General features: G+C 68.7%; 18 protein-coding genes, 1 tRNA gene and 2 pseudogenes. 8 read left to right on the top strand and 13 right to left on the bottom strand.

The features are described from left to right. Positions 1 to 43: 43 nt before the first annotated feature. Entirely contained in the window at positions 44 to 1030 is a 987-nt protein-coding gene (locus tag OG302_RS00280) for a DMT family transporter (RefSeq protein WP_371749981.1), read from the top strand. 37 nt (positions 1031 to 1067) lie between these two features. Here the strand turns inward: OG302_RS00280 and OG302_RS00275 are convergent, their stop codons facing one another. Then, positions 1068 to 1370, bottom strand: coding sequence for a hypothetical protein (locus tag OG302_RS00275; protein WP_371524615.1), 303 nt, complete (start codon positions 1368 to 1370; stop codon positions 1068 to 1070). Between the two features lie 1070 nt (positions 1371 to 2440). Between OG302_RS00275 and OG302_RS00270 the strand changes: the two genes are divergently transcribed. From OG302_RS00270 to OG302_RS00255, 4 genes and pseudogenes are all read left to right on the top strand, one after another. After that, the gene (locus OG302_RS00270) at positions 2441 to 2740 is read left to right on the top strand and encodes a hypothetical protein (protein ID WP_371524613.1); all 300 of its coding nucleotides are present in this window, start codon (positions 2441 to 2443) and stop codon (positions 2738 to 2740) included. After that, positions 2737 to 4356: a helix-turn-helix domain-containing protein gene (locus tag OG302_RS00265; RefSeq protein ID WP_371524611.1), complete on the top strand. Its 1620-nt coding sequence runs from the start codon at positions 2737 to 2739 to the stop codon at positions 4354 to 4356. The genes OG302_RS00270 and OG302_RS00265 overlap by 4 nt, the downstream gene beginning before the upstream one ends. After that, positions 4357 to 4739: pseudogene (locus OG302_RS00260) on the top strand (hypothetical protein). It abuts the gene before it with no gap. Between the two features lie 58 nt (positions 4740 to 4797). Next, positions 4798 to 4871, top strand: a tRNA-Met gene (locus OG302_RS00255). 241 nt (positions 4872 to 5112) lie between these two features. Here the strand turns inward: OG302_RS00255 and OG302_RS00250 are convergent. Continuing rightward, a complete protein-coding gene (locus OG302_RS00250; protein ID WP_371524609.1) occupies positions 5113 to 5937 on the bottom strand; it encodes a dimethylarginine dimethylaminohydrolase family protein in 825 nt (274 codons plus the stop codon). 705 nt (positions 5938 to 6642) lie between these two features. On the opposite strand from OG302_RS00250, the gene OG302_RS00245 reads away from it, so the two are divergent. Further along, the gene (locus OG302_RS00245) at positions 6643 to 7044 is read left to right on the top strand and encodes a GerW family sporulation protein (protein WP_371524607.1); all 402 of its coding nucleotides are present in this window, start codon (positions 6643 to 6645) and stop codon (positions 7042 to 7044) included. Between the two features lie 221 nt (positions 7045 to 7265). On the opposite strand, the pseudogene OG302_RS00240 reads toward OG302_RS00245, so the two are convergent. Then, a pseudogene (locus OG302_RS00240) lies at positions 7266 to 7853 on the bottom strand (metallophosphoesterase); the annotation flags it as partial. A 110-nt stretch (positions 7854 to 7963) separates the two neighbouring features. Between OG302_RS00240 and fabG the strand changes: the two are divergent. After that, positions 7964 to 8728 (top strand): 3-oxoacyl-ACP reductase FabG, encoded by a 765-nt coding sequence (fabG, locus tag OG302_RS00235; RefSeq protein WP_371524605.1) that lies wholly within the window; start codon positions 7964 to 7966, stop codon positions 8726 to 8728. A 66-nt stretch (positions 8729 to 8794) separates the two neighbouring features. On the opposite strand, the gene OG302_RS00230 is transcribed toward fabG, so the two are convergent. Genes OG302_RS00230 through OG302_RS00190 form a run of 9 tightly spaced genes read right to left on the bottom strand, consistent with a single transcriptional unit; the run spans position 8795 to position 16968 of the window. Next, positions 8795 to 9067 carry an acyl carrier protein gene (locus OG302_RS00230; RefSeq protein ID WP_371524603.1) on the bottom strand — a complete coding sequence of 91 codons (273 nt, stop codon included), beginning with the start codon at positions 9065 to 9067 and terminating at the stop codon, positions 8795 to 8797. A 46-nt stretch (positions 9068 to 9113) separates the two neighbouring features. After that, positions 9114 to 9521 carry a 3-hydroxyacyl-ACP dehydratase FabZ family protein gene (locus OG302_RS00225; RefSeq protein ID WP_371524602.1) on the bottom strand — a complete coding sequence of 136 codons (408 nt, stop codon included), beginning with the start codon at positions 9519 to 9521 and terminating at the stop codon, positions 9114 to 9116. 40 nt (positions 9522 to 9561) lie between these two features. Further along, positions 9562 to 9948 (bottom strand): hypothetical protein, encoded by a 387-nt coding sequence (locus OG302_RS00220; RefSeq protein WP_371524598.1) that lies wholly within the window; start codon positions 9946 to 9948, stop codon positions 9562 to 9564. A 35-nt stretch (positions 9949 to 9983) separates the two neighbouring features. Then, on the bottom strand, positions 9984 to 11540 hold the full coding sequence (locus OG302_RS00215) for a phenylalanine aminomutase (D-beta-phenylalanine forming) (protein WP_371524596.1): 1557 nt from the start codon (positions 11538 to 11540) through the stop codon (positions 9984 to 9986). Further along, positions 11537 to 13153, bottom strand: coding sequence for an AMP-binding protein (locus tag OG302_RS00210; RefSeq protein WP_371524594.1), 1617 nt, complete (start codon positions 13151 to 13153; stop codon positions 11537 to 11539). The genes OG302_RS00215 and OG302_RS00210 overlap by 4 nt, the downstream gene beginning before the upstream one ends. Before the next feature lie 39 nt (positions 13154 to 13192). Continuing rightward, complete coding sequence (locus OG302_RS00205) at positions 13193 to 14182, bottom strand: beta-ketoacyl synthase N-terminal-like domain-containing protein (protein WP_371524591.1); 990 nt, start codon at positions 14180 to 14182, stop codon at positions 13193 to 13195. Further along, positions 14170 to 15375: a beta-ketoacyl synthase gene (locus tag OG302_RS00200; protein ID WP_371524589.1), complete on the bottom strand. Its 1206-nt coding sequence runs from the start codon at positions 15373 to 15375 to the stop codon at positions 14170 to 14172. Before OG302_RS00200 ends, OG302_RS00205 begins: the two co-directional genes overlap by 13 nt. Before the next feature lie 5 nt (positions 15376 to 15380). Further along, positions 15381 to 15623, bottom strand: a complete 243-nt coding sequence (locus OG302_RS00195; protein WP_371524587.1) for an acyl carrier protein — start codon at positions 15621 to 15623, stop codon at positions 15381 to 15383. A gap of 43 nt (positions 15624 to 15666) precedes the next feature. Continuing rightward, positions 15667 to 16968: an activator-dependent family glycosyltransferase gene (locus tag OG302_RS00190; protein WP_371524585.1), complete on the bottom strand. Its 1302-nt coding sequence runs from the start codon at positions 16966 to 16968 to the stop codon at positions 15667 to 15669. Between the two features lie 208 nt (positions 16969 to 17176). Here OG302_RS00190 and OG302_RS00185 point away from each other — a divergent pair, with 208 nt between their 5' ends. Next, positions 17177 to 18562 carry an NDP-hexose 2,3-dehydratase family protein gene (locus OG302_RS00185; RefSeq protein ID WP_371524583.1) on the top strand — a complete coding sequence of 462 codons (1386 nt, stop codon included), beginning with the start codon at positions 17177 to 17179 and terminating at the stop codon, positions 18560 to 18562. Between the two features lie 18 nt (positions 18563 to 18580). Here the strand turns inward: OG302_RS00185 and OG302_RS00180 are convergent, their stop codons facing one another. Beyond that, a complete protein-coding gene (locus OG302_RS00180; RefSeq protein WP_371524581.1) occupies positions 18581 to 19018 on the bottom strand; it encodes a YidB family protein in 438 nt (145 codons plus the stop codon). Between the last annotated feature and the right edge of the window lie 184 nt (positions 19019 to 19202).

The following is a 19202-nucleotide window of genomic DNA, read 5'->3' as shown; positions in this document are numbered from 1 at the left end:
TATGACGCACCCACGAAGACAAGGGAGCAACCACACGGTGGCGATGCTGAAACCGCACGGTGGCGAAGCGCCGCATCGCTCGCCCGCTCCTGGCCGCGGCAGGAGCGGCCGGCTGCTGCCCGGGCTCGGCCTGGCGGTCGCAGCCGCCGTCGCGATGGGCGGCGCGGCGCCGGCGCTGAAGGCCCTGGGGACGACCGGGCTCACGGCCGTTCAGATCATTCAGGCCCGAGCGATCGTGGGAGCCGCGCTGCTGCTGCTCGTCGCCGCGACCCTCCACCGCGGACAACTGCGCGTGCGAGCGCGCGACATGTGGCTGGTCCTCCTTTACGGCGCCATCAGCCTCGCCCTGAACCAGGTCGCGTTCACCATGGCCCTGGTACGGCTCCCGGTGGGCGTGGCCCTGCTGGTGGAGTACCTGTCCCCGCTGCTGGTCGCACTCTGGGTGCGGCTCGTCCAGCGCAAACAGATCTCCGGCCTGGTGTGGGCGGGGATCTGCCTCACCCTCATCGGCTTGTCCCTCACCGGGAAAGTGTGGTCCGGGGGCGGTCTGGACGGGCCCGGCCTGGGGCTGGCACTCCTGGCCGCGCTGACTCTGGCAAGCCGCTTCCTGCTCGCCGAGCGAGGCCTGCGCAGCTACGAGCCGCTGGTCATGTCAGCCTGGGGGGCCACCGTGGGTGCCGTCACCCTCACGCTGGTCACCCTCTTCGAACCGTTCCCGCTCGACGCGCTGGGGCGAGATGCTGCGCTCAACGACTGGACCGTCCCGGTCTGGGCGCTGGTGATCTGGGTGGGAGTGATCGGCATGGCCGGCGGCCTGGCGCTCGGCGCCGCCGCCCAGCGCCGGCTCCCGCCGACCTCGGCCAGCCTCATGCTGACCCTGGAGGTGGTGGCCGGAGCCGTACTCGCCTACATCGTGCTCGGCGAGGTGCTGTCACCGGAACAACTGGCCGGATCCGCCATGATGCTCGCCGGAATCGTGCTGGCGCAGCTCGCCGTCCTGAGGCGCCCGCCGCCGCCCGACGACCGATGAGCCGACCCGAGGGGGCCCCACGCTGCCGCCACCGTGCCTACCCGGCGGGTAGACCACTGACCTCGAACACCGGGTAATCCGCGGCGATGTGCTCGAAGTCGTCGAGCGGTGCGTCGGGGTCCACCGGTACATGTGGCCGCGCACCAGGAGCCACCTGCAGGTACTGCTTCATGATGGGGGCGCGGCTCTCCACCGGAAGCTCCTGCAGCCGGACATCGAAGTCCCGGCCGCGCCTGATCACAGCCTTCCCGCTCGCGGCACGGACATTGCGGACCCAGTTGGCGTCGGCTCCCAGCATCGAAACCACGTACCGCTTGCCCTCGAAGTCCACCATCATCACGGGGAAAGAGATCGTCCTGGCGCTCGACCGTCCCCGCACGCACAGCGTGACACCGCCCCTGCGCCCGCGCGCGGAACTGTATTTCCATCTCCAGTAGCGGTTGAGCAGTTGGACCACCGCGCCAGGCCGGGCACCGGGGTATATCGATCGCTTCAACCGGTATAAAAGATGCAACATCCCTCCATTATGGACCACATGGGTTCCCCGGCCCGGCAATGAACGTCCCGCCGACCCCGATCGGGGATCTGTCCTTGCCCAAGTGCCCCTGTACCAGCGGTGCATGTGCATGGACTTTGAACGGTGTGACCCCGCGCCGCAACGCGTACATGCCGACGGGCCTGCCCGCGCTCTCGAACCACGGTCGGCGCCCGAAGCGCCCGAAGCGACCATTGCACCCGACGACGATGGCGGTGAAGGACGAGCGCACGGGGGAGTGGCGCAGTGCACCGGCGCCCGGCGCGCTGCCGGCCGTGTACGAGCCGGTGGAGTGCGAGGTTCCCGACGGGCACCCGGTGTCGAAGGGCAAGTTCGCGCGCCACCACCAGCGCACCCCTGACCAGATGCTGGTGGAGGAGTCCTTCGACTGGTGCCGGCCGCTGACGGACGCGGAATGCATGAAGCCCTATGCCGTCGGCATCGACGTCAACCTGGCGTTCGCCGCGGCCGCGAACCGCCTCACCGTCGGTCTGGGCTGCCCCACGCACGTCCAACGCCCGACTGCCTTCACCGTTCACGGCGAAGAGGGAGCATCCGGAGGGCCCGGCTTGGTATGCCACACCCCCCGGTCGCCTACGCGGTGGAGCTCGGCCACCTGGTCCAACCGATCGAAACGTCCGCTACGAGCACGGCGGGCTCCGGCCTTCCCTGCGGGGGTGGCAGACTCCCCGCCGTCTCCTTGGGGAGGATCTGCCGCTGTCCCGTTGAGGGGCTGCGAATGGGGGCTTCGGTATGCGCGGAGCACTGGCGTGGCTGGCCGGCGCGAGGCGCAACAGAGAGAGCGGTCAGGGGCAGGGGTGGGTAGTTCCGGTAGCCCGATTCTCTCATGTCAATGAATGAGGGATGGTCAATGAATGAGGGATGGTCAAAGAATTGATGTTTGTGTCCATATCTGGGATGATTCGGTTGTGTCGGATGTGGATGATGAGCGTGAACTGGCTGAGGCGGTGGCCGTGTTGCGGGCCGCCGAAGCGCGGGTGACCGCAGCGTTGCGTGTCTTTTTGGCCCGGGATCCGGTCACGGGCCGCCCGGTGCACGGCCGGATCGGCCGTGCGGCACAGCTGACCGGCTGGGGCGAACAGCGCGTGAAAGAGACTGTCACCCCGGCCCTCGCCGAGCGCCGCCGGGGCAAGCGCAAGGACACCGGCGCATGAGTGACTTCGATGCGATCGACTCGCTCCTCGCCTCCGTGACCCCCCAAGCCACGTTGCCCCCACATGCAGCACGACGGGAACTGCGAGAACAAGCCCGCCTGTCGAAGACACAGATTGCTCAGGCGCTCGGGGTGAGCCCGTCCACAATCGCCGCCTGGGAAAACAGCCGGGATCCCGCGGGCGAGGTCCGCACCCGCTACGCCTACCTCCTGCAGGGCCTGGCCGCCAAAGCCGCCGAAGAATCGCCCGGCGCCGCCCCCTGGACTCAAGAGACCGCCCCGACCGCAGCCCAGCAGACCGCTCCGGTGCCGGCACCGGAGACAACGTCAGAACCGGCCGGCGCAGCCGCCACCTCAGGCCCGGCAGGGGACGAGGACGACGTCGAAGCCTTGGCCCTGCCGGAGCCGTGTGTGTTGTGTGGCCAGCCGGCCCGGCAGCGCGTGGCCGGCTTCCCCCAGCACCTGGATTCCGCCCACTGCCAAAACCCCGCCCCGCCCACCGCCCCCGCCGCATCGGCTCTCGCTGCACCGGCTGCCGCCACACCAGCCGCCGAACCGCAGCCCCCCTCCACACCCCGCCACTCCGCCGCCCCATCCGGCGCGCAGCACCCTGGCCCGGCCGGGCGCACCAAGACGCCGACCCGACGTGCATTCCAGCCCTCCGACAATCCGGTCGGCCTGATCACCCGCGCCGTCCAGAGCACCCTCGCGCAGCATCACGGCGACGTGGAAGCAGCGACCGCAGCCTTGGTGAAGAAGGCGGTCCCGGACGCGATGGCCCTGCTGGACGAGACCCGCAAAGGCGCCCGCTACGACGTCATCGCCCACCCCTGGATCCCAGACGTCCTCAAAAAGCAGACCTCCCGCGGCCCGGACCAGATCTGGGAAGCCCGCCCCAAATGGACCCGGCCCCAACTCCCGCCCGGCCACCACCAGGTCACCGCCCTAGACATCAACGGCGCCTACCTCTCCGCCCTCAAAACCCATCTGCCGATCGGCCAGCTCGAACACTCCACCAACACCGGCCACGACCGCCGCCGCGCCGGCATCCACCTCATCACCCCACCCGCCTGGGAGCACGACGCCTACTTGCCCAACCCGATCGGCGAGCGCGACGAGCCCGGCCCCCTGTGGGTCACCGAGCCCACCCTGCGCCTGCTGCTGCGCCTGTCGGGCTCGAAGTACGGGCTGTGCGAGGCGCCGGAAGTCCACGAGTCCTACACATCGGGGGCGACGGAGAACCTGCTGGAGAAGTTCCGCATCGCGCTCAAGGACGCCCGCGACACCGCCATCGCCGACGGCGACGCGGTCACCCTGGAGTACGTGAAGGCGATGTACTCGAAGTTCGTCTCCACCATGGGGGAGTCGAACTACAACCGGGAGCTGTACCGGCCGGACTGGATGCACATCATCCGCTCCCAGGCCTTCGCCAACCTCTGGATGAAGGCGCTCAAAGCCCACGACGAAGGACTCGCCGTCGTCCGAGCGATGGGCACCGACGAACTCCACGTCATCGGCGACTGGCGCCGTGTCTTCCCCGAAGGCCGCGGGGTTACCGAGGTCAAGGTCAAAGACCTCTACACCGCAGGCACCGACACGATGGGGGAGAAGCGGTAAATGCCGGAGCGCAACAGCGACTTCGGAAGGTTCGGCGCGAGCGGCGTCAGGGGAAGCGAACTGGTCGGGCAAAAGCTCGACGACCTCGCCGGCGGCATCGCCACCCCCATCACCGAGAAACGCGGTCTCATGGCGCGCCTCAACGCGAACGGCTGCACCAGGGTGGAGATCCACCCCCTCAACCAGTCCGGCGTCGCCCGGCCGCTGCAGCGCGACGTTCCCTCCGGCACATGAACGTGCGCCGCTGGGACCGGATCGTCGGCGCGTGGGCAGCCGGTGACCACCAGGGCCTGGACGCCGCCTGGACCGACGACGTCCTGCCTGATCTTGGGTCCCAGTACGGAGCGTACGAGTACTGCACCAACGTCGGCTTCGCTGCATAGCCCCTGGCCGGAGGTGGTCTGCGGAGCGCGCGGGATGGCATACCGTGGGCTTCACCGACGCGGGGTGGAGCAGCTCGGTAGCTCGCTGGGCTCATAACCCAGAGGTCGCAGGTTCAAATCCTGTCCCCGCTACTCGGCGCCTCGCCCGGCCGGGCGGATGCGCATGCACCCTGTCAATGGGATCACCCGGACACGCCCTAACCCAACCACCCATCGTGAAGGTGTGAAAGCCCCTCAGGTGTGAGGGCAGCCAGATGTACATACGTGAAGCCCCGGCTGGACGGGGGCCAGCCGGGGCAGTCGGTGGGGTGGCGGGGGTCTGCCGCCTCACGCCGGGTGAAGCGAACCACGCCGGAGCGGTGACGCTCAAGGGCTACGACAGCGGGAAGGGGGACGCGTCGGCCGGGGCCGGGTTGTCGAGGGTGAGGGCGGTGCAGCGTATGCCGCCACCGCCTTTGCGGAGTTGGGTGGTGTCCAGTTCGGCTACGGTCAGGCCGCGTTCGCGCAGGGTGGCAGCGAGCCTGGGGGCGCCCACGGTCATGGTGACCGTCGTGCCGTCGCTGATGAGGTTGAGGGCGAACGCGCGGGCCTCCTGCGCACCGACCTCGATGAGGTCCAGGCCCAGGTCGCGCAGCCGGCCGCGGCTCGGGGCCGCCAGCGCCTGCGGGTGGTAGGCGAGGGTGCGCCCGTCGATGACCGCGACGGCCAGGTCCAGGTCGTACCACTGATCACTCGCGGTCTGCAGCGGTACCATCTCGTGGCCGAACAGCTCGGCGATGAAGGCGTGTATGCGCCGGTCGGTGCGGCGCCCGTACCCGGCGAGCAGGAACCGGCCGCAGGCCAGCGCGTCACCCTGGCCGCTGAAGGGGTACGGCGCGTCGAAGACGTCGAACCCGCTCTCCTTGAGTGCGGAGCGGAAGTAGGGGATCTCCTCCTGGCGCGCGGCCGGCGGGGCGCCCAGTAACGCGCGCTGGTCGCAAACAAACGCGCCGTTGGCGGTGTAGACCATATCCGGGCACTCGGGAGCTGACTCCATGACGCGGACGGTGCGTCCGGCCGCTCGGTGCGCGGCGGAGAGCGCCTCGTGCTCGACCAAGGCTGCCTTGACGTCGGGCTGGCAGCTCATGTCCATGTAGGGGTTGATCTCATAGTCGATGCGGAAATGGGCAGCGCTGGACATCAGCAGGTCACGGTTCATGTGGAATCTCCAGAGGAAGAGGAGCCTGCAGGCCCGCCGCAGCACGGCGGGTGGCACGAGCCGTGGGGGCAGGGAAGGCTGATGCTGTGTCAGCAGGCAGAACGTGCCTCCCGTGGGGCGGCGGCACTACTGTGGCGTATTTTGCGCTGGGTGTCCTGCTGACAAGACACGTTCGTCCCTCAGGAGAGAGGCCCGGGGTCCCGTCGAGTGCCTGCTTTCCTACTGGGAGGGTGACATTCCACAGTAGTGACCATGCTCAAGTGGCTGTTGTCGTTCCGAGCTTGAGGGCAGGGTTCAGTTGGTCAGGCACAGGTTCGGCGACTCTGTGGAAGTGGTGGCCTGTCGTGTTGTCGCTCCTGGGAGTCCACTGTGCAGTCGGGTCGAGATGACCGGGCTGGGTGCTGGAGGCCCACCAGATCCTGGCGTCCGTGTCGAACTGGCGAGCGTGAAGCCCTCGATCGAGAGGCCTCCTTCGCCGTGGGTCTCTTCGACCTCAACTGCTGGGAGTTCTGGTGGGGTTACGCGCCCTCTCGCGCCGGAAAGGCGATCACCGCGAACATGCCCGGTTGACGCCCCCGCCCTGACTGCAGCCGCGTGTATCCTCACCGCAGTGGACTGCTTCGCCTGTGTCGAGATTCGAATTTACTCCCCGGTCACCGTCGACCTTCTGAGCCCGGCCGAACACCCGGCTGAGGGCGGCCCCCGATGACCGCCCCCGAGAACGCGCCGCCGGGAGCGACGACGGCCGACCATGCCTTCACCGTTCTGCTGGAAAAGCTGGCCGGCAAGCTCGGCGGCCGGTCCCCGGGCGCCATCGTGTTCGGCGAGCCCATCGTGAGCCAGGGCGTCACCGTGATCCCCCTGGCGCGCATCGGGTTCGGCTTCGGCGGCAACGCCGGCCAGAAGGCCGGTGAGGACGGCCTGGTCGGCGGGGGCGAAGCAAGGCCGCTCGGCTTCATCGAGATCAAAGAAGGCAGGACCACGTACAAGCCCATCCGCGATCCCTGGGTGAACGTCCTCGTAGGGGTGGCGGGCGGCCTTCTGGCCGGGGCGGCCGGGGCGGCGATCCTTCGCTACCTGGCGCGACGGGGGCCGGCTCCTCGGTAGTCCGTCTCCGCCACGACAGCCGTGACCACGTGATCGCCCTCGGCGGCCCAACGTCTGCGCAGGCAGGCGAGATCAGGCGGGGCCGGCTGCGGGCAGGGCGGTGAGGGCGTCGTGTGTGTGCGGGGGAATTCGGCGCGCCGCTTGGGTACGGCCCGGGCGAGGACGGCCTCTTCCTGTGGGGGCAGGGTGATGTCGAGCCGGTGAGTGAAGGTCCGGACGGCCCGTACGCCGTCGTAGACGGTGCTGCGCGGGATGTGCAGATGCCCGTAGACGACGGCCCGTACATCGAAGCGGGTGTGCCAGTCGGCGGTGCGCACGGTGCCGCACCACTGCACGAACTCCTGATGAGTCATCACCTCGGTGGGGTGCCGCACGAGCGGCCAGTGGTGGACCAGGACTAGCGGCGGCTGCCCGGGCCCGGTGACCTCGGCCAGCCGCCGCTCGGTCGCCTCGACGCGTGCCGCGCACCAATCCTGCCGGCCGGGGTAGGGGTCCTCGGGCGTGAGCACGTCGAGACGGCGGCACATCTCCACCAGCGCCTCGTAGCGCCGCACGCCGCGCAGCGGACTCAACTCCTGCTTGACGGTCTACAGTTCGTGATTGCCGGGCACCCGGATCACCCGCGCGAACCGCTCCCGCAGCAGGGCGAGGGCCCCTTCGATGTCGGTCATCAACTCGCCCACGTCACCGGCGACGATCAGCCGGTCGTCGGGGGATTCGGGCTTCAACTCGGGCGCGATGGAACGGGTTTCGCCGTAGGAGATGTGCAGGTCACTGATTGCTCGCAGCGCGCCCTCGACCTCCGTCATACGATCAGCATAGGCGGCGCCACAGACGCAACGCCCTCTTAAGTCCTCCGCTAGGCGCCGTATAGGAAAGCAGGCGACGCTCGTTCCTTCTTCCTTGGATAGGAGCGGGCATGTCCCATGATTCGAGCGAGGCCGGCGCGGCCGCGGAAGCCGGCCCGGTGGCCCTGGTGACCGGCGGGTCACGGGGGATAGGGCGGGCGATCGCGATACGGCTGGCGCGCGACGGGTTCGACGTTGCGTTGTGCTACCACTCCGACGCGGCCGCAGCCGAAGTGACGGCCAAGGAGGTCCGTGATGCCGGGCGGCGGGTGCTGGTCCGGCGCGTCGACGTCGCCGACCGCGACGGGGTTCGCGGCTTCGTCGCCGATACCGAGGACGGGTTCGGGCCCATCGCAGCGGCCGTGGCATCCGCCGGGATCACCCGGGACCGACCGCTCATGCTGATGTCCGACGACGAGTGGGACACGGTGCTGCGGACCAACCTCGACGGCACCGCCAACCTGCTGCGCGCGGTGGCCCGCCCGATGGCCCGGCGTGGAGCCGGGGCGATCGTCACGCTGTCGTCGGCCGCGGGAGTGGTCGGCAACGCCGGGCAGGCCAACTACTCCGCGTCCAAGGCCGGGATCATCGCGCTCACCCAGGCGATGGCGAAGGAGTTCGCGCGGCTCGGTGTGCGCGCCAATGCCGTGGCCCCCGGCTTCATCGACACCGACATGGTCGCCGCGGTGTCCAAGAGCGCTGTCCTCGACCGCATACCGCTGCGCCGCTTCGGCACACCCGAGGAGGTGGCCGGGATGGTCTCCTACCTGCTCTCGCCCCAGGCCGGATATGTCACGGGCCAGGTGTTCCGCATCGACGGCGGCGTGGCACTGTGAGCGGCTGCCTCTACCCGAGCGACGGGTGGAGGCCCACCGGAGAGCCGCACGGCGGCCCGTCGGCCGCTAACCCGCCGAATCCGGGACCCGGGTTCCGTCCAGGAGCCTGACGAGCAGGTCCCGAAGGGCGTTGACGGAGCGTGCGCGTTGCAGCTCGTCCAGGGGCAGCTCCACCTGGTAGTACTTCTCGAGCTGGGCGACGATCTCGATCAGGTTGAGGGAATCCGCCCGGTAGGAGTCGATGAAGTCCTGGTCGTCGTCGATCTCGTTCAAACTCAGGTCCAGAATGTCGGCGACGATCGATCGGATGCGTACGGCCGGGTGGTCGAGTTCCTGCATGTTCCGTCCTTCGGTCGGGGTTGGTCAGGGGGTGCGGGGCGCGGTCTCACGCGGGGGAGGGGCCGGGCAGCGAAGCAACCAGCAGGGAGCCGACATCGAGCACGCTGTTGCCCTTCACGTGGGACCGGCCCGTGAACTCGCAAGCGGTGCTGGAACTGTGCACGAGTCGGACCTCATGTTCCAGGACGTCCCCCGGGAAGGGCGACGAGCGGAACGCCAGGTCGCTCACTGAGACCAGCAAGGGGATGCGGTCCGGCGGACCGAGACCGGCCAACGTCCAGAGAAGCGAACAGGCCTGACCGAACGACTCCACCATGAGCGCCTGCGGGTACGCGAAGCCCGCGAGGGGCGTGTCCTCCGCGAGGTCCCGGTAACAGCCTTCGGAGCCGGTGATCGCCTTCGTGGCGACGAGCGAGGCGGGCGAGAACTCCCCGACGGTGTCGAGCAGAATCATCGGAGGACGCTGCCGCAGTAGGCCGCGCACCTGCGCATGGTCAAGCATGGGTCCCCACCGGTCCGAAGGTGGCGTCGAGTTCGACGGCCAGCCGGCGATCCGAGCGCACTATCCGGGCATGGGCGAAGATCCCCTCACCGTCCGGTTCGCGGGGGCGCACCCGGATGGTGAGTTCCAGTACGTCTCCCGGGAAGAGGGGCCGGACGAAGCGTGCTCGGTCGAGGCGGCGCAGTTGCAGGCCGCTGCCGTGGAGGCTGTCGACGGCCTGCTGCACCCAGTCCACGACGACCACTCCCGGCAGAATCGGGTAGCCGGGGTAGTGGCCGGCCATGTGATGGGCGCCGAGATCCACCGGAAGCCGCAGGACGGCCTGTGTGCCGTCGGGTGTCCGCTCGCTCCATGTCCAAGTCGCGGGCAGAGCGGACATGGTCGCTTTCGGCGCGGGGGCGGGCACGGTGGTCCTCAGCCCAGACCCGGGTGCGTCAGCAGCCGTTGGGCGAGCTCCTCCACGTACTCGGTGGTCGTGATGTCGTGGTCGAGGTACGGGATCAGCTCCCGGGTCCGTTCGTACAGGACGCGGGTGGCCGAGGACAGGCCCTCGGTACCGCGGATGTCGACCGCCTGGCAGGCGCACAGGAGCTCGAACGCCACCACGTGGGCCACGTTGTCCAGCACCTCCCGGGCACGGCGTGCCGCGACGAAACCGAACGAGACGATGTCCTGGAAGTCCGCGGTGGTGGTCAGGGACTGGATGGACATGGGCATCGCCATCGCCCGGGTCTCCGCGGTCAGCGAGGCGGTCATGAACTGCCCGCCCATCAGACCCAGCCGCAGGCCCGGATCCTCCCGGCACAAGAAGGGCGGCAGTCCGTTGCTGTTGCTCTTGTCCAAATACCGGTCGACGCGGCGGTTGGAGAGGTTCATCAGGGTCGTCATGGCGATCACCAGGTGGTCCATCGCCATGGACACGTACTGTCCGTGGAAGTGCCCGTTGTGGAAGACCTCCGCCTCATCGGGGTTGACGAGCGGATTGTCGTTGGAGGAGTTCAGCTCGTCCTCGACGGTCTGCTCGATCGTGCCCAGGCTGTCCAGGACCGGTCCCAGGATCTGGGGTGTGCACCGTATGGAGTAGGCGTCCTCGATCGACTGGGACCCGGCCTTCGCGGTGTCTGCGATCTCGTCCGCGAGGAGCTGCTCGATGTCGAGTTCGTCGACCGCGAGCTGGGAGTCGCCCAGCGTCTGCCACAGGTAGTCCGCGACCTCCCGCTGTCCGCGGTGCGGCTTGAGTGCGTGCACCCGTGGGTCGAACGGCTTGGTCTTGCCCCCCAGCGCTTCCACGGAGAGCGCCGAGATGAGCAGGTACGACTGCAGGAGCCGACGGGCCTGCTGCACATTGAGCGAGCCCAGGCCGACCATCCCCGAGGTGCCGTTGATGAGGGCGAGGCCCTCCTTGAAGCTCAGCTCCATCGGAGCGATGCCTGCCCGGCGCAGCGCCTCGGCGCCCGGCAGGACCTCGCCGCCCAGCCGCGCCTTCCACTGGCCTATGCAGACCAGCGCGATGGCGGCGAGCGGGCCGAGGTCGCCGCTGGTGCCCAGGGAGCCCTTCTGCGGTACGCAGGGCACGATTCCCGCGTTCACCACCGCGATGAACTTGTCCAGGTTGGCCAGGGAAATGGCCGAGTTGCCACGGGAGAGCGATGCGATGCGGGACACCATGATCGCGCGGACGGTGACGTCGTCCAGGCGTTCGCCCACGTTGGTCGCCACCGCGTTGAGCAGGTTCTCCTGCAGCTGGCGTGCCATGGAAACGGGTACGAGCCAGTCGACGAAACCCCCCATGCTGGTGGTGACGCCGTAGATGATCCGGCCGTCCGCCACGAACTTTTCCAGCGTGCGCCGGGAGGCGTCGACTCGCTCGCGCACGGCACCGTCCAGGGCCAGCCCGGGGCCCTGTGCGGCGGCGATCGACTCGATGTCCGCCAGCCGTACGCGGCGGTCCAGGGACAGGGTGTACGTCATACAGGGCTCCTCAGTGTCGGATCGATGTCAGTGGGCCCGTAGGGCACAGCGGTGGTCACAAGGCGTGCGAGCAGCACCCGGTCGACCTTGCCGTTCTCGGTCAGGGGAAGATCGGCCAGGGGCCGAATCCGGCGCGGCGTCATATAGGCCGACAGCTCCTGGGCGCAGAAGGCGAGCGCTGCGTCCTCGTCGAACGGCGCCGTTGTGTCGTCCAGCACGATGCCTGCCATCAGTACGTGGTCGCCGCCGCGCGGCACGAGGGTGGCGGCAGCCGACGTCACGGCAGGCAGCCGGGCCAGAACGCCCTCCACTTCGCCCAGTTCGACCCTGTGGCCGCGGATCTGCACCTGGGAGTCGGCGCGGCCGACGAAGTACAGTTCGTCTTTCTCGTCCAGGTAGGCCAGATCGCCGGTGCGGAGCACCGCCTGCCCGTGCCGCGGGTCCAGCGGGTCGGGAACCAGCACCTGGGCGGTGGCCCCAGGGTCGTCCCAGTAGCCGCTGAACAGTGCGGGGCTGCGCAGATGGATCTCTGCGACCACCCCTGGCTGCGTCACCACACGTCCGGCCGTGTCCACCAGAGTCATCTCGGCTCCACGGTGGGCGCGCCCGATCGACAGCGTCTGCTGTCGCGCGGGCAGCGGGTCGGGCACGTCGGTGAACGAGGCGGCCATCGACTCGGTCGCGCCGTAGCCGTTGACCAGGCGGGTGCCGGCCAGCATCTCCTGGAGCCGACGCAGTTCGGCAAGGGGGAAGCCCTCGCCGGCGAAGACCACCGAGCGCACCTTGTCCAGCCGCTTCAGCAGCTCCGGATCGTGGCGCAGGACCGGACGCCACAGCGAGGGCACGCCATGGACCTGGGTGACGTCGGCGTCACGAAGGAAGTTGACCATGCGCCGGGGCGAGTCGAGGTACTCGCGTCCCACCGGCACCAGGGTCGCACCGCTCCCGAGAGCGATGCCGATCCCGAAGAGCGCGAAATCGAACGGGAGCGGAGAGGTGCTGGCGACCCGGTCGGTGTCGCTCACCAGTCCGTCAGCGATCACTGCGCGCAGGAACGTGACGATCGCCCGATGGCTCATCACCACGCCCTTGGGACGCCCGGTCGACCCGGATGTGAAGATGATGTAGGCCGTGTCGACGGCGAGTACCCGCCGGCGTCGCCGCGTCCGGCGCGCCGGCGGCTGTTCCGTCGTCAACCCGCTTCGCCCGAAGCGCGCGGTGCCACCGGCCCACGGCAGGTCACGCCGGTCCAGGCCGTCCGCCCGGACGTGGAGTGCCGGCTCGACCGACTTCAGAATCGCCAGGAGGCGGTTGTCGGGAGTCTGCGGACTGACCGGGACGAACGGCAGACCCAGCTTGGCGCAGGCGAGCAGCAGCGCCACCGCCGCCGCGCAGCTGTGTGCTTCCACAACGACCCGGTCGCCGACATCGAGGCCGAGCGGCTCCAGGGCTCGGGTGTACTCCTCCACGAGCGCGCTGAGTTGCCGGTACGAGACCTCGGTGAGCGTCCCGGTCTCGTCGGGTTCCACCACGGCGGCCTTGTCCGGTGTACGGGCGGCGGGAGCCAGGAGGTACTGGCAGAGGTTGTCCGCCGTGGGGTCATGAAGTTCCACAGTGTCTCCCCGCCGAGTGCCGTCCATACGATGTGCGGCTCACTCCGGGACGCCCTTCAGTACGGCGACCGACAGCAGGCCGTCAGGATCCGCCGCGACGATGACGGCAGGCAGCGTCGCCTCGTCCAGGAGCCCCGCGAGCTGAAGCAGCGCGTGGGCGCTGTAGCAGTCCCCGATCCGCTCCTCATCGCTGACTTGCCTCGCCTCGGGCAGGGCTTGGACAAGTCCGCTGCGCTGAGCCTCGTCCACCTCGTGGACACCCGTGTGACGGAAGGCCACCGCCGACACCTCCGGCGCGGACACGCCCGCCCGTCCCAGCGCTCGGGCGAGCGAGTCGGTGAACTGCCCGGCGGAGAAGCCGGCAACCGCCCGCACGCCCACGGCGGCGACCGCCGCGAGCGCCTTCCGGCCGGCGGCCCGGGCCGAGTCCCTGCCCTCCAGCACGAAAGCGGCCGCGCCCTCGCCCTGGACCTGCTGGCCGCGGGCCGCCCGGGCGAGCCATGAAGTCGGTCCGGTGAATTCCTCCGAGGCGGCGGCGAGCACCGCGTCGGTGTGCCCGGCCCTCAGCATGACCACGGCATGGCGCAGCACGGCAAGGCCGGTCGCCGGCCCGGCGGTGACCGTCGCGTTGGCGCCCCGGAGGCCATAGACGATGGCCGCTGCTCCCGCCGGCGAACTGAGCACGCAGTGGGAGGACTTGGCGGCGGCCACCATATGCGGACGCGGCTGGGAGAAGGTGTCCATGCCGAACTCGACCATGCCGGTGACGCTGCCCGCTGCCGTGCCCAGCGTGACGCCGATGCGATCACGGTTCTCGTCGGTCACCCGCAGGCCCGCGTCATCGAGCGCCCTGCCGCAGGCGACCATGGCCAACTGGGCACTGCGGTGGTTGTATTGAGCGGTTCTGCGGCCGAGCACTGCCTCACCGTCGAAGGAGCCGACGGTGAAGGCCGGTCCGGACGGCGGAGTGTGCGCCTGGGGGACGGGATCCGGCCAGATGGTCCCCCGGCCCGAGATCACGATGTGCATGGAGCACTCCCGAAGAGGACGATGGCGTTGTTGCCGCCGAAACCGAAGGCGTTGTTCTGGGCCACGCGAACGGTCGCCTCCCGGGCGGTGCCGGCAACGGGATCGATGCCGTCCAGTTCCGGATCCGAGTGGCGATGGTTGATGGTGGGCGGGATGAAGCCCCTGCTCATTGCCAGTGCGCAGGCGATGCTGCCGAAGCCACTGGCCGCCCCCATGGTGTGCCCCAGCATGGACTTGAGGGAGCTGACCGGTGGCGTCGTCTCGCCGTACACACTGCGGATGGCCTGTGCCTCCACCCGGTCGTTGAGCCGAGTGCCCGTACCGTGCGCGCAGATGTAGTCGACCTCGTCCGGCGTCACACCGGAGCGCCGCAGCGCGCTGTCCATGGTCCGCGCGATGCTCTTCGGCTCCGGCGCCGAGGGATGGTAGGCATCGCAGCTGACCGCATATCCCAGCACCTCGGCATAGATACGGGCACCCCGTTCGATCGCGCCGTTCAGGGTCTCCAGGACCAGCGCCGCACCGCCCTCCGCCGTCAGCATGCCGTCCCGTTCCCGGTCGAAGGGCCGGCAGGTGTCCTTCGCGAGGGCGCCCAGCCGGTTGAACGCGGCATGGGTGAACCGGCTCACCGCGTCGGCGCCACCGGCCACGGCGACGGGGACCTCTCCGGAGCTGACAAGGTCGTACGCGTAGCCGATGGCGCAGTTGGCCGCCGCGCACGCGGCCGAGAACGTCATCGTCTCGCCCGTGGCACCGACCTCCTGAGCGGCCGCCAGGGCCAGGCGGCCGGCGGGCAGTTGCGCGGCGAGCGTGCCGTCAGGGGTCGCCGGACCGTTCAGGTACCAGGACTCGGTCATCGCCACGACGTTCGGAATCTCGCCCGACGTCGTTCCCATGAGGACGGCGGCGTCATCGCCGAAGTCCTGGATGCCGGCGTCGTCCGCCGCCAGGCGGGCAGCGGCCGCGGCGAAGAGCGAGGCCCGTCCCCAGTCGGCGACGTTCAGCCGGGTGATCAGTTTCCCGGCGTCGAAGTCCGCCACCTCACCTGCCATCTGGTGCTCGAACCCCGACACGTCGAACGAGGAGATCCGCGAGATCCCGCTCTTCCCCGCCCGCACGGCATGGCAGAAACCGTCCGCTCCGATCCCGATGCTCGACACCGGCCCGAGGCCGGTGATGACCACTCGGTGCACTGCGACTACCATCCCGCCGCGTCGGCCACGACCTTGTACGTGGAATGGAGATCGGTCATCTTCTCCAGGTCGCTCGCGTCGATCATGACGTCGTACCGCTGCTCGATCCGGCTCAGCAGCTCGACAGCCAGCAGCGAGTCGGCGCCCAGGTCTTCGGTGAAGCTGGCGGCCCGCTCCACTTCTTCGGGTTCCACGGTGAAGATGTCCGCTGCCATGTCCCGCAGCTCCGCCATTCGATCTGACAGCATGGTGAGGTTCCTCCTTGGGTGCCAAGAGCAGGACGAGACGGGCTCAGCGGGAGCGATAGCGGGCCGAGAGCTTTTCCAGTTCGGGGACCAGTTCGCTGGGTGTCGGCTGCGTGGCCTGTTCCCTGCGCAGCCTGTCGGCGCCCTCCCGGAACGCCGGCTCCTCCAGCAGCCGCACCAGGCACTCGCGGACCCGCTCCCCGGACAAGTGCGGCCTTGATATGTAGAGGCCTCCCTGGGCCTCCTCCAACAGCGGGGCACGCAGGTCGATGTCACCGACAACCCGGCCGACCATCAACTGCGGAACGCCGTTGGCGATCGACTCCATGAATGCGGGAATCCCGCCGTGATGGATCACAGCTGAGCACGTGGGGACCACCGCGTGCAAGGGGACGAACTCCGTCAGCATCGCATTGGAGGGAACCCGCTTCAGATTTCTCCGGACTTTTTCCGGTGCCGTCACCACCAGTTCGATATCCAGATCGGCCAGGGAGTCGAGTATCTGCTGTAACTGCCTGACGGAAACGGCCTGGTATTCCCTTCCCTTGTTCTGGCTGATCCCGAAGGTGGCCAGAACGCGCGGCTTCTGCGGGGGGCGGCGGGCCCATTGGGTCACGACGGCGGGCCCGTGGTAGGAGACATAGCGCAGGGGTATGTGCGGCACATCCGATTCCAGCCGCATGGAACCCAGCATGTGCTCGATGGTGAAGTGTCCGGTCACCATCTCCTCGGAGTACGACTTCCCGAACTTCTCCGCCCAACGCCCCAGCCAATCCGCCAGTGCGTCCTCTCGCTCCTCGGGTGCCTGCTGTTCGCGGAGCTGGAGGAAGGCGCGCCGGGACCAGGCGTCGACATCGATCTCGGAGCGAATGCGCGCGCTGGCCGCGCCTGTCGCGCGGGCCACGATCGGCCCCGCGTGGCTCATCCACTCCCATACCACCAGGTCCGGCTTCCACCAGCGGCAGTAGTCGACCAACTCCTCGACCATCGCGTCGTTCACGCCCTTGAGGATCTCCGTGAAATACCGCGTTCTCAGGCGCAGCCGGTCCCAGGTCAGCGCCTCCTCGGTGTTCAAGGCGAAATCGAAGAAGAAGTCGTCCCTCGATCCGAGCTGCTCCAGGGTCCGCACGAGCTCCACCTGTTCCTCGGTGAACTGCTCGTACATCTTCTTCAGGACATCGGGGGGCCCGACCGGAACCGCCATCAGGCCCGACGCGGTCAGGGACTCGGTCAGGTCCGGGCTGCTCGAGACACGCACCTCGTGCCCCGCGGCCTGCAGTGCCCAGCCCAACGGGACCATCGGCTGGAAGTGAGTCCTCCAGGGCCAGGACACGATCAGGACGCGCACAGCACCAACTCCTCCATCGATAGCGGGATATCGAGAACCCTGGGCGGACTGCCTAAAGCCGGTCTTGGGCCGCCCTTGCTCGGCCGCCGGGGTCTGCCGATCCTCGGCTCCGCAAGGGCGGGCATAGATCGGCCCAAGCCTTGGTGCCCACACTCGCGGCAGGGCAGACCGATGCCGACGGCATCATCAACCTGGTGAGGAGCCGGCGTTGCAGAGTGCGAAGGACAGTCAGGATCGGCCGCAGCTCACGGATCGCGAGGACCCCGTGCTGCCCGAGCGCATCACACGGTCCGCAGCCGCACGGCGGGGCGAGTCCGTGGAGGACATCACCGCCTGGGTGCAACGGCGCCGCAAGGAAGTCGACCCCACGGTGCAGCGCATCCCGTTCGCGGAGCTCGACGGCTGGTCCTTCTCGCAGGAGACCGGCAACCTGGTGCACCGCAGCGGGCGGTTCTTCACCGTTCAGGGGCTCCGCGCCAGCATGGGTGAGCACCCCGACCGCGTGAGCTGGCACCAGCCCATCATCGCCCAGCTCGAGGTCGGCATCCTGGGCGTTCTTGCGCGGGAGTTCGACGGGGTCCTGCACTTCCTCATGCAGGCCAAGATGGAGCCGGGCAATCCCGGGCTGGTGCAGATCTCGCCCACCGTGCAGGCCACATACAGCAACTACACCAAGATCCACAAGGGTGCGGACGTCCGCTACCTGGAGTACTTCACCGACAGGTCCCGCGGCCGCATCCTGTCGGACGTGCTGCAAAGTGAGCACGGCTCGTGGTTCCGCCGAAAGCGCAACCGCAACATGGTCGTGGAGGTGACGGACCCGGTCCCCGACCACGAGGACTTCCGCTGGCTCACCCTGGGGCAGATCCATGAACTGCTGGGCCACGACAACACGATGAACTTCGACGCCCGCTCGGCTCTGGCCGGCCTGTACGGGGCCGGTGCTTCCTTCGCCCTGCACTCCGACACCGAAGTGCTGTCGTGGCTCGCGGCGCGGCGGTCGGTGACCCCGATCACCGGGGTGCCGGTCTCGCTCGCCGACATCCCGGGCTGGACGCGCGACGAGTACTCCATCCACCATGACGACGAACGGTACTTCCGTGTCATGGCCGTGTCGGTGCGGGCAGGCAACCGAGAGGTGGGCGAGTGGACCCAGCCGCTCTTCGAACCGAACGGCCAGGGCATCGTCGCGTTCCTGACCCGCACCTTCAACGGCGTGCCGCACGTCCTGGTCAGCGCTCGTGCGGAGGCCGGATTCTCCGACCTGGAGCTCGGTCCCACCGTGCAGTGCGTGCCGCGCAATCACGAGCACCTGCCTGCAGGGGAGCAGCCGCCCTTCCTCGGCGTGGTGAGGTCCGCCGCGCCGCCGCGGATCCGCTACTCGGCGCTGCTCTCGGAGGAGGGAGGCCGCTTCCTCAACGCGGTGAGCCGGTACCTCGTCGTCGAGGCCACCGAGAGTGAGGCGCCCCTGCAGGAACCGCCCGGGTTCCGCTGGGTCTCCCGCGATCAGCTCGCCGCGTTCACCCGGTACAGCCACTACGTCAGTGCACAGGCCCGTACCCTGCTGGTGTGCCTGAACACGCTCGAGGCATAGCGGGCAGGCGCTCCGGCGCTACTCGGAGACCTTCGCGAGGAGGATCTTCGCGATTCCCAGACCGACCGTCGGCGGGTTCTCGGGGTCGACGATCAGTGTTCCTTGCGGAGAAGCTCCGTCCACAAGTGCCGGCAGCTTCTCGACCGCCTCGGCGACGACATCGTCGACCGAGATCCCCGAAGCCGCGGCGAGGGCTTCCAGGTTGTCCTGGCCTATGCCGTTGACCACGTCCTGCCGCATGAGCGGCGTGTTGGCGCCTGTTGAAACCCAGGACTTCGCTTGGTACACCTGTGCGAGCGGAATCATGAGCCCCTGGGATTCGGCTCGGGCGAACGCTTCTTCACTCGTCTCCGTGAGGCCCGGTTCGGGTATCACGGCGACGCAGTAATAGCCGTCGAGATTTCCGGATGCGCTTTCATCGCCCTGCCCGGCAGGGGTTGAAAGATTCTCGGTCACGTAGACTCCATGGAGTTCGGAATGGGCGGTTCGGAGAAATCAACCAGCCTATTGATCGGGCGGTGAACCGCCCGGCAATGGTCCCACTCAGGGTCTTGTCGGACAAGGCTGATGGTGCCGCCCCTTGCGCACGCCCCGGATGAATTACCCGAAACGCAGGGCTGTCCTGGCGACCGGACATCGG

Origin of the sequence: Streptomyces sp. NBC_01283 (assembly GCF_041435335.1) — a bacterium.
In the GTDB taxonomy this organism is placed as follows: Bacteria; Actinomycetota; Actinomycetes; order Streptomycetales; family Streptomycetaceae; genus Streptomyces.
This window is presented reverse-complemented; position numbering and strand designations above follow the sequence as displayed.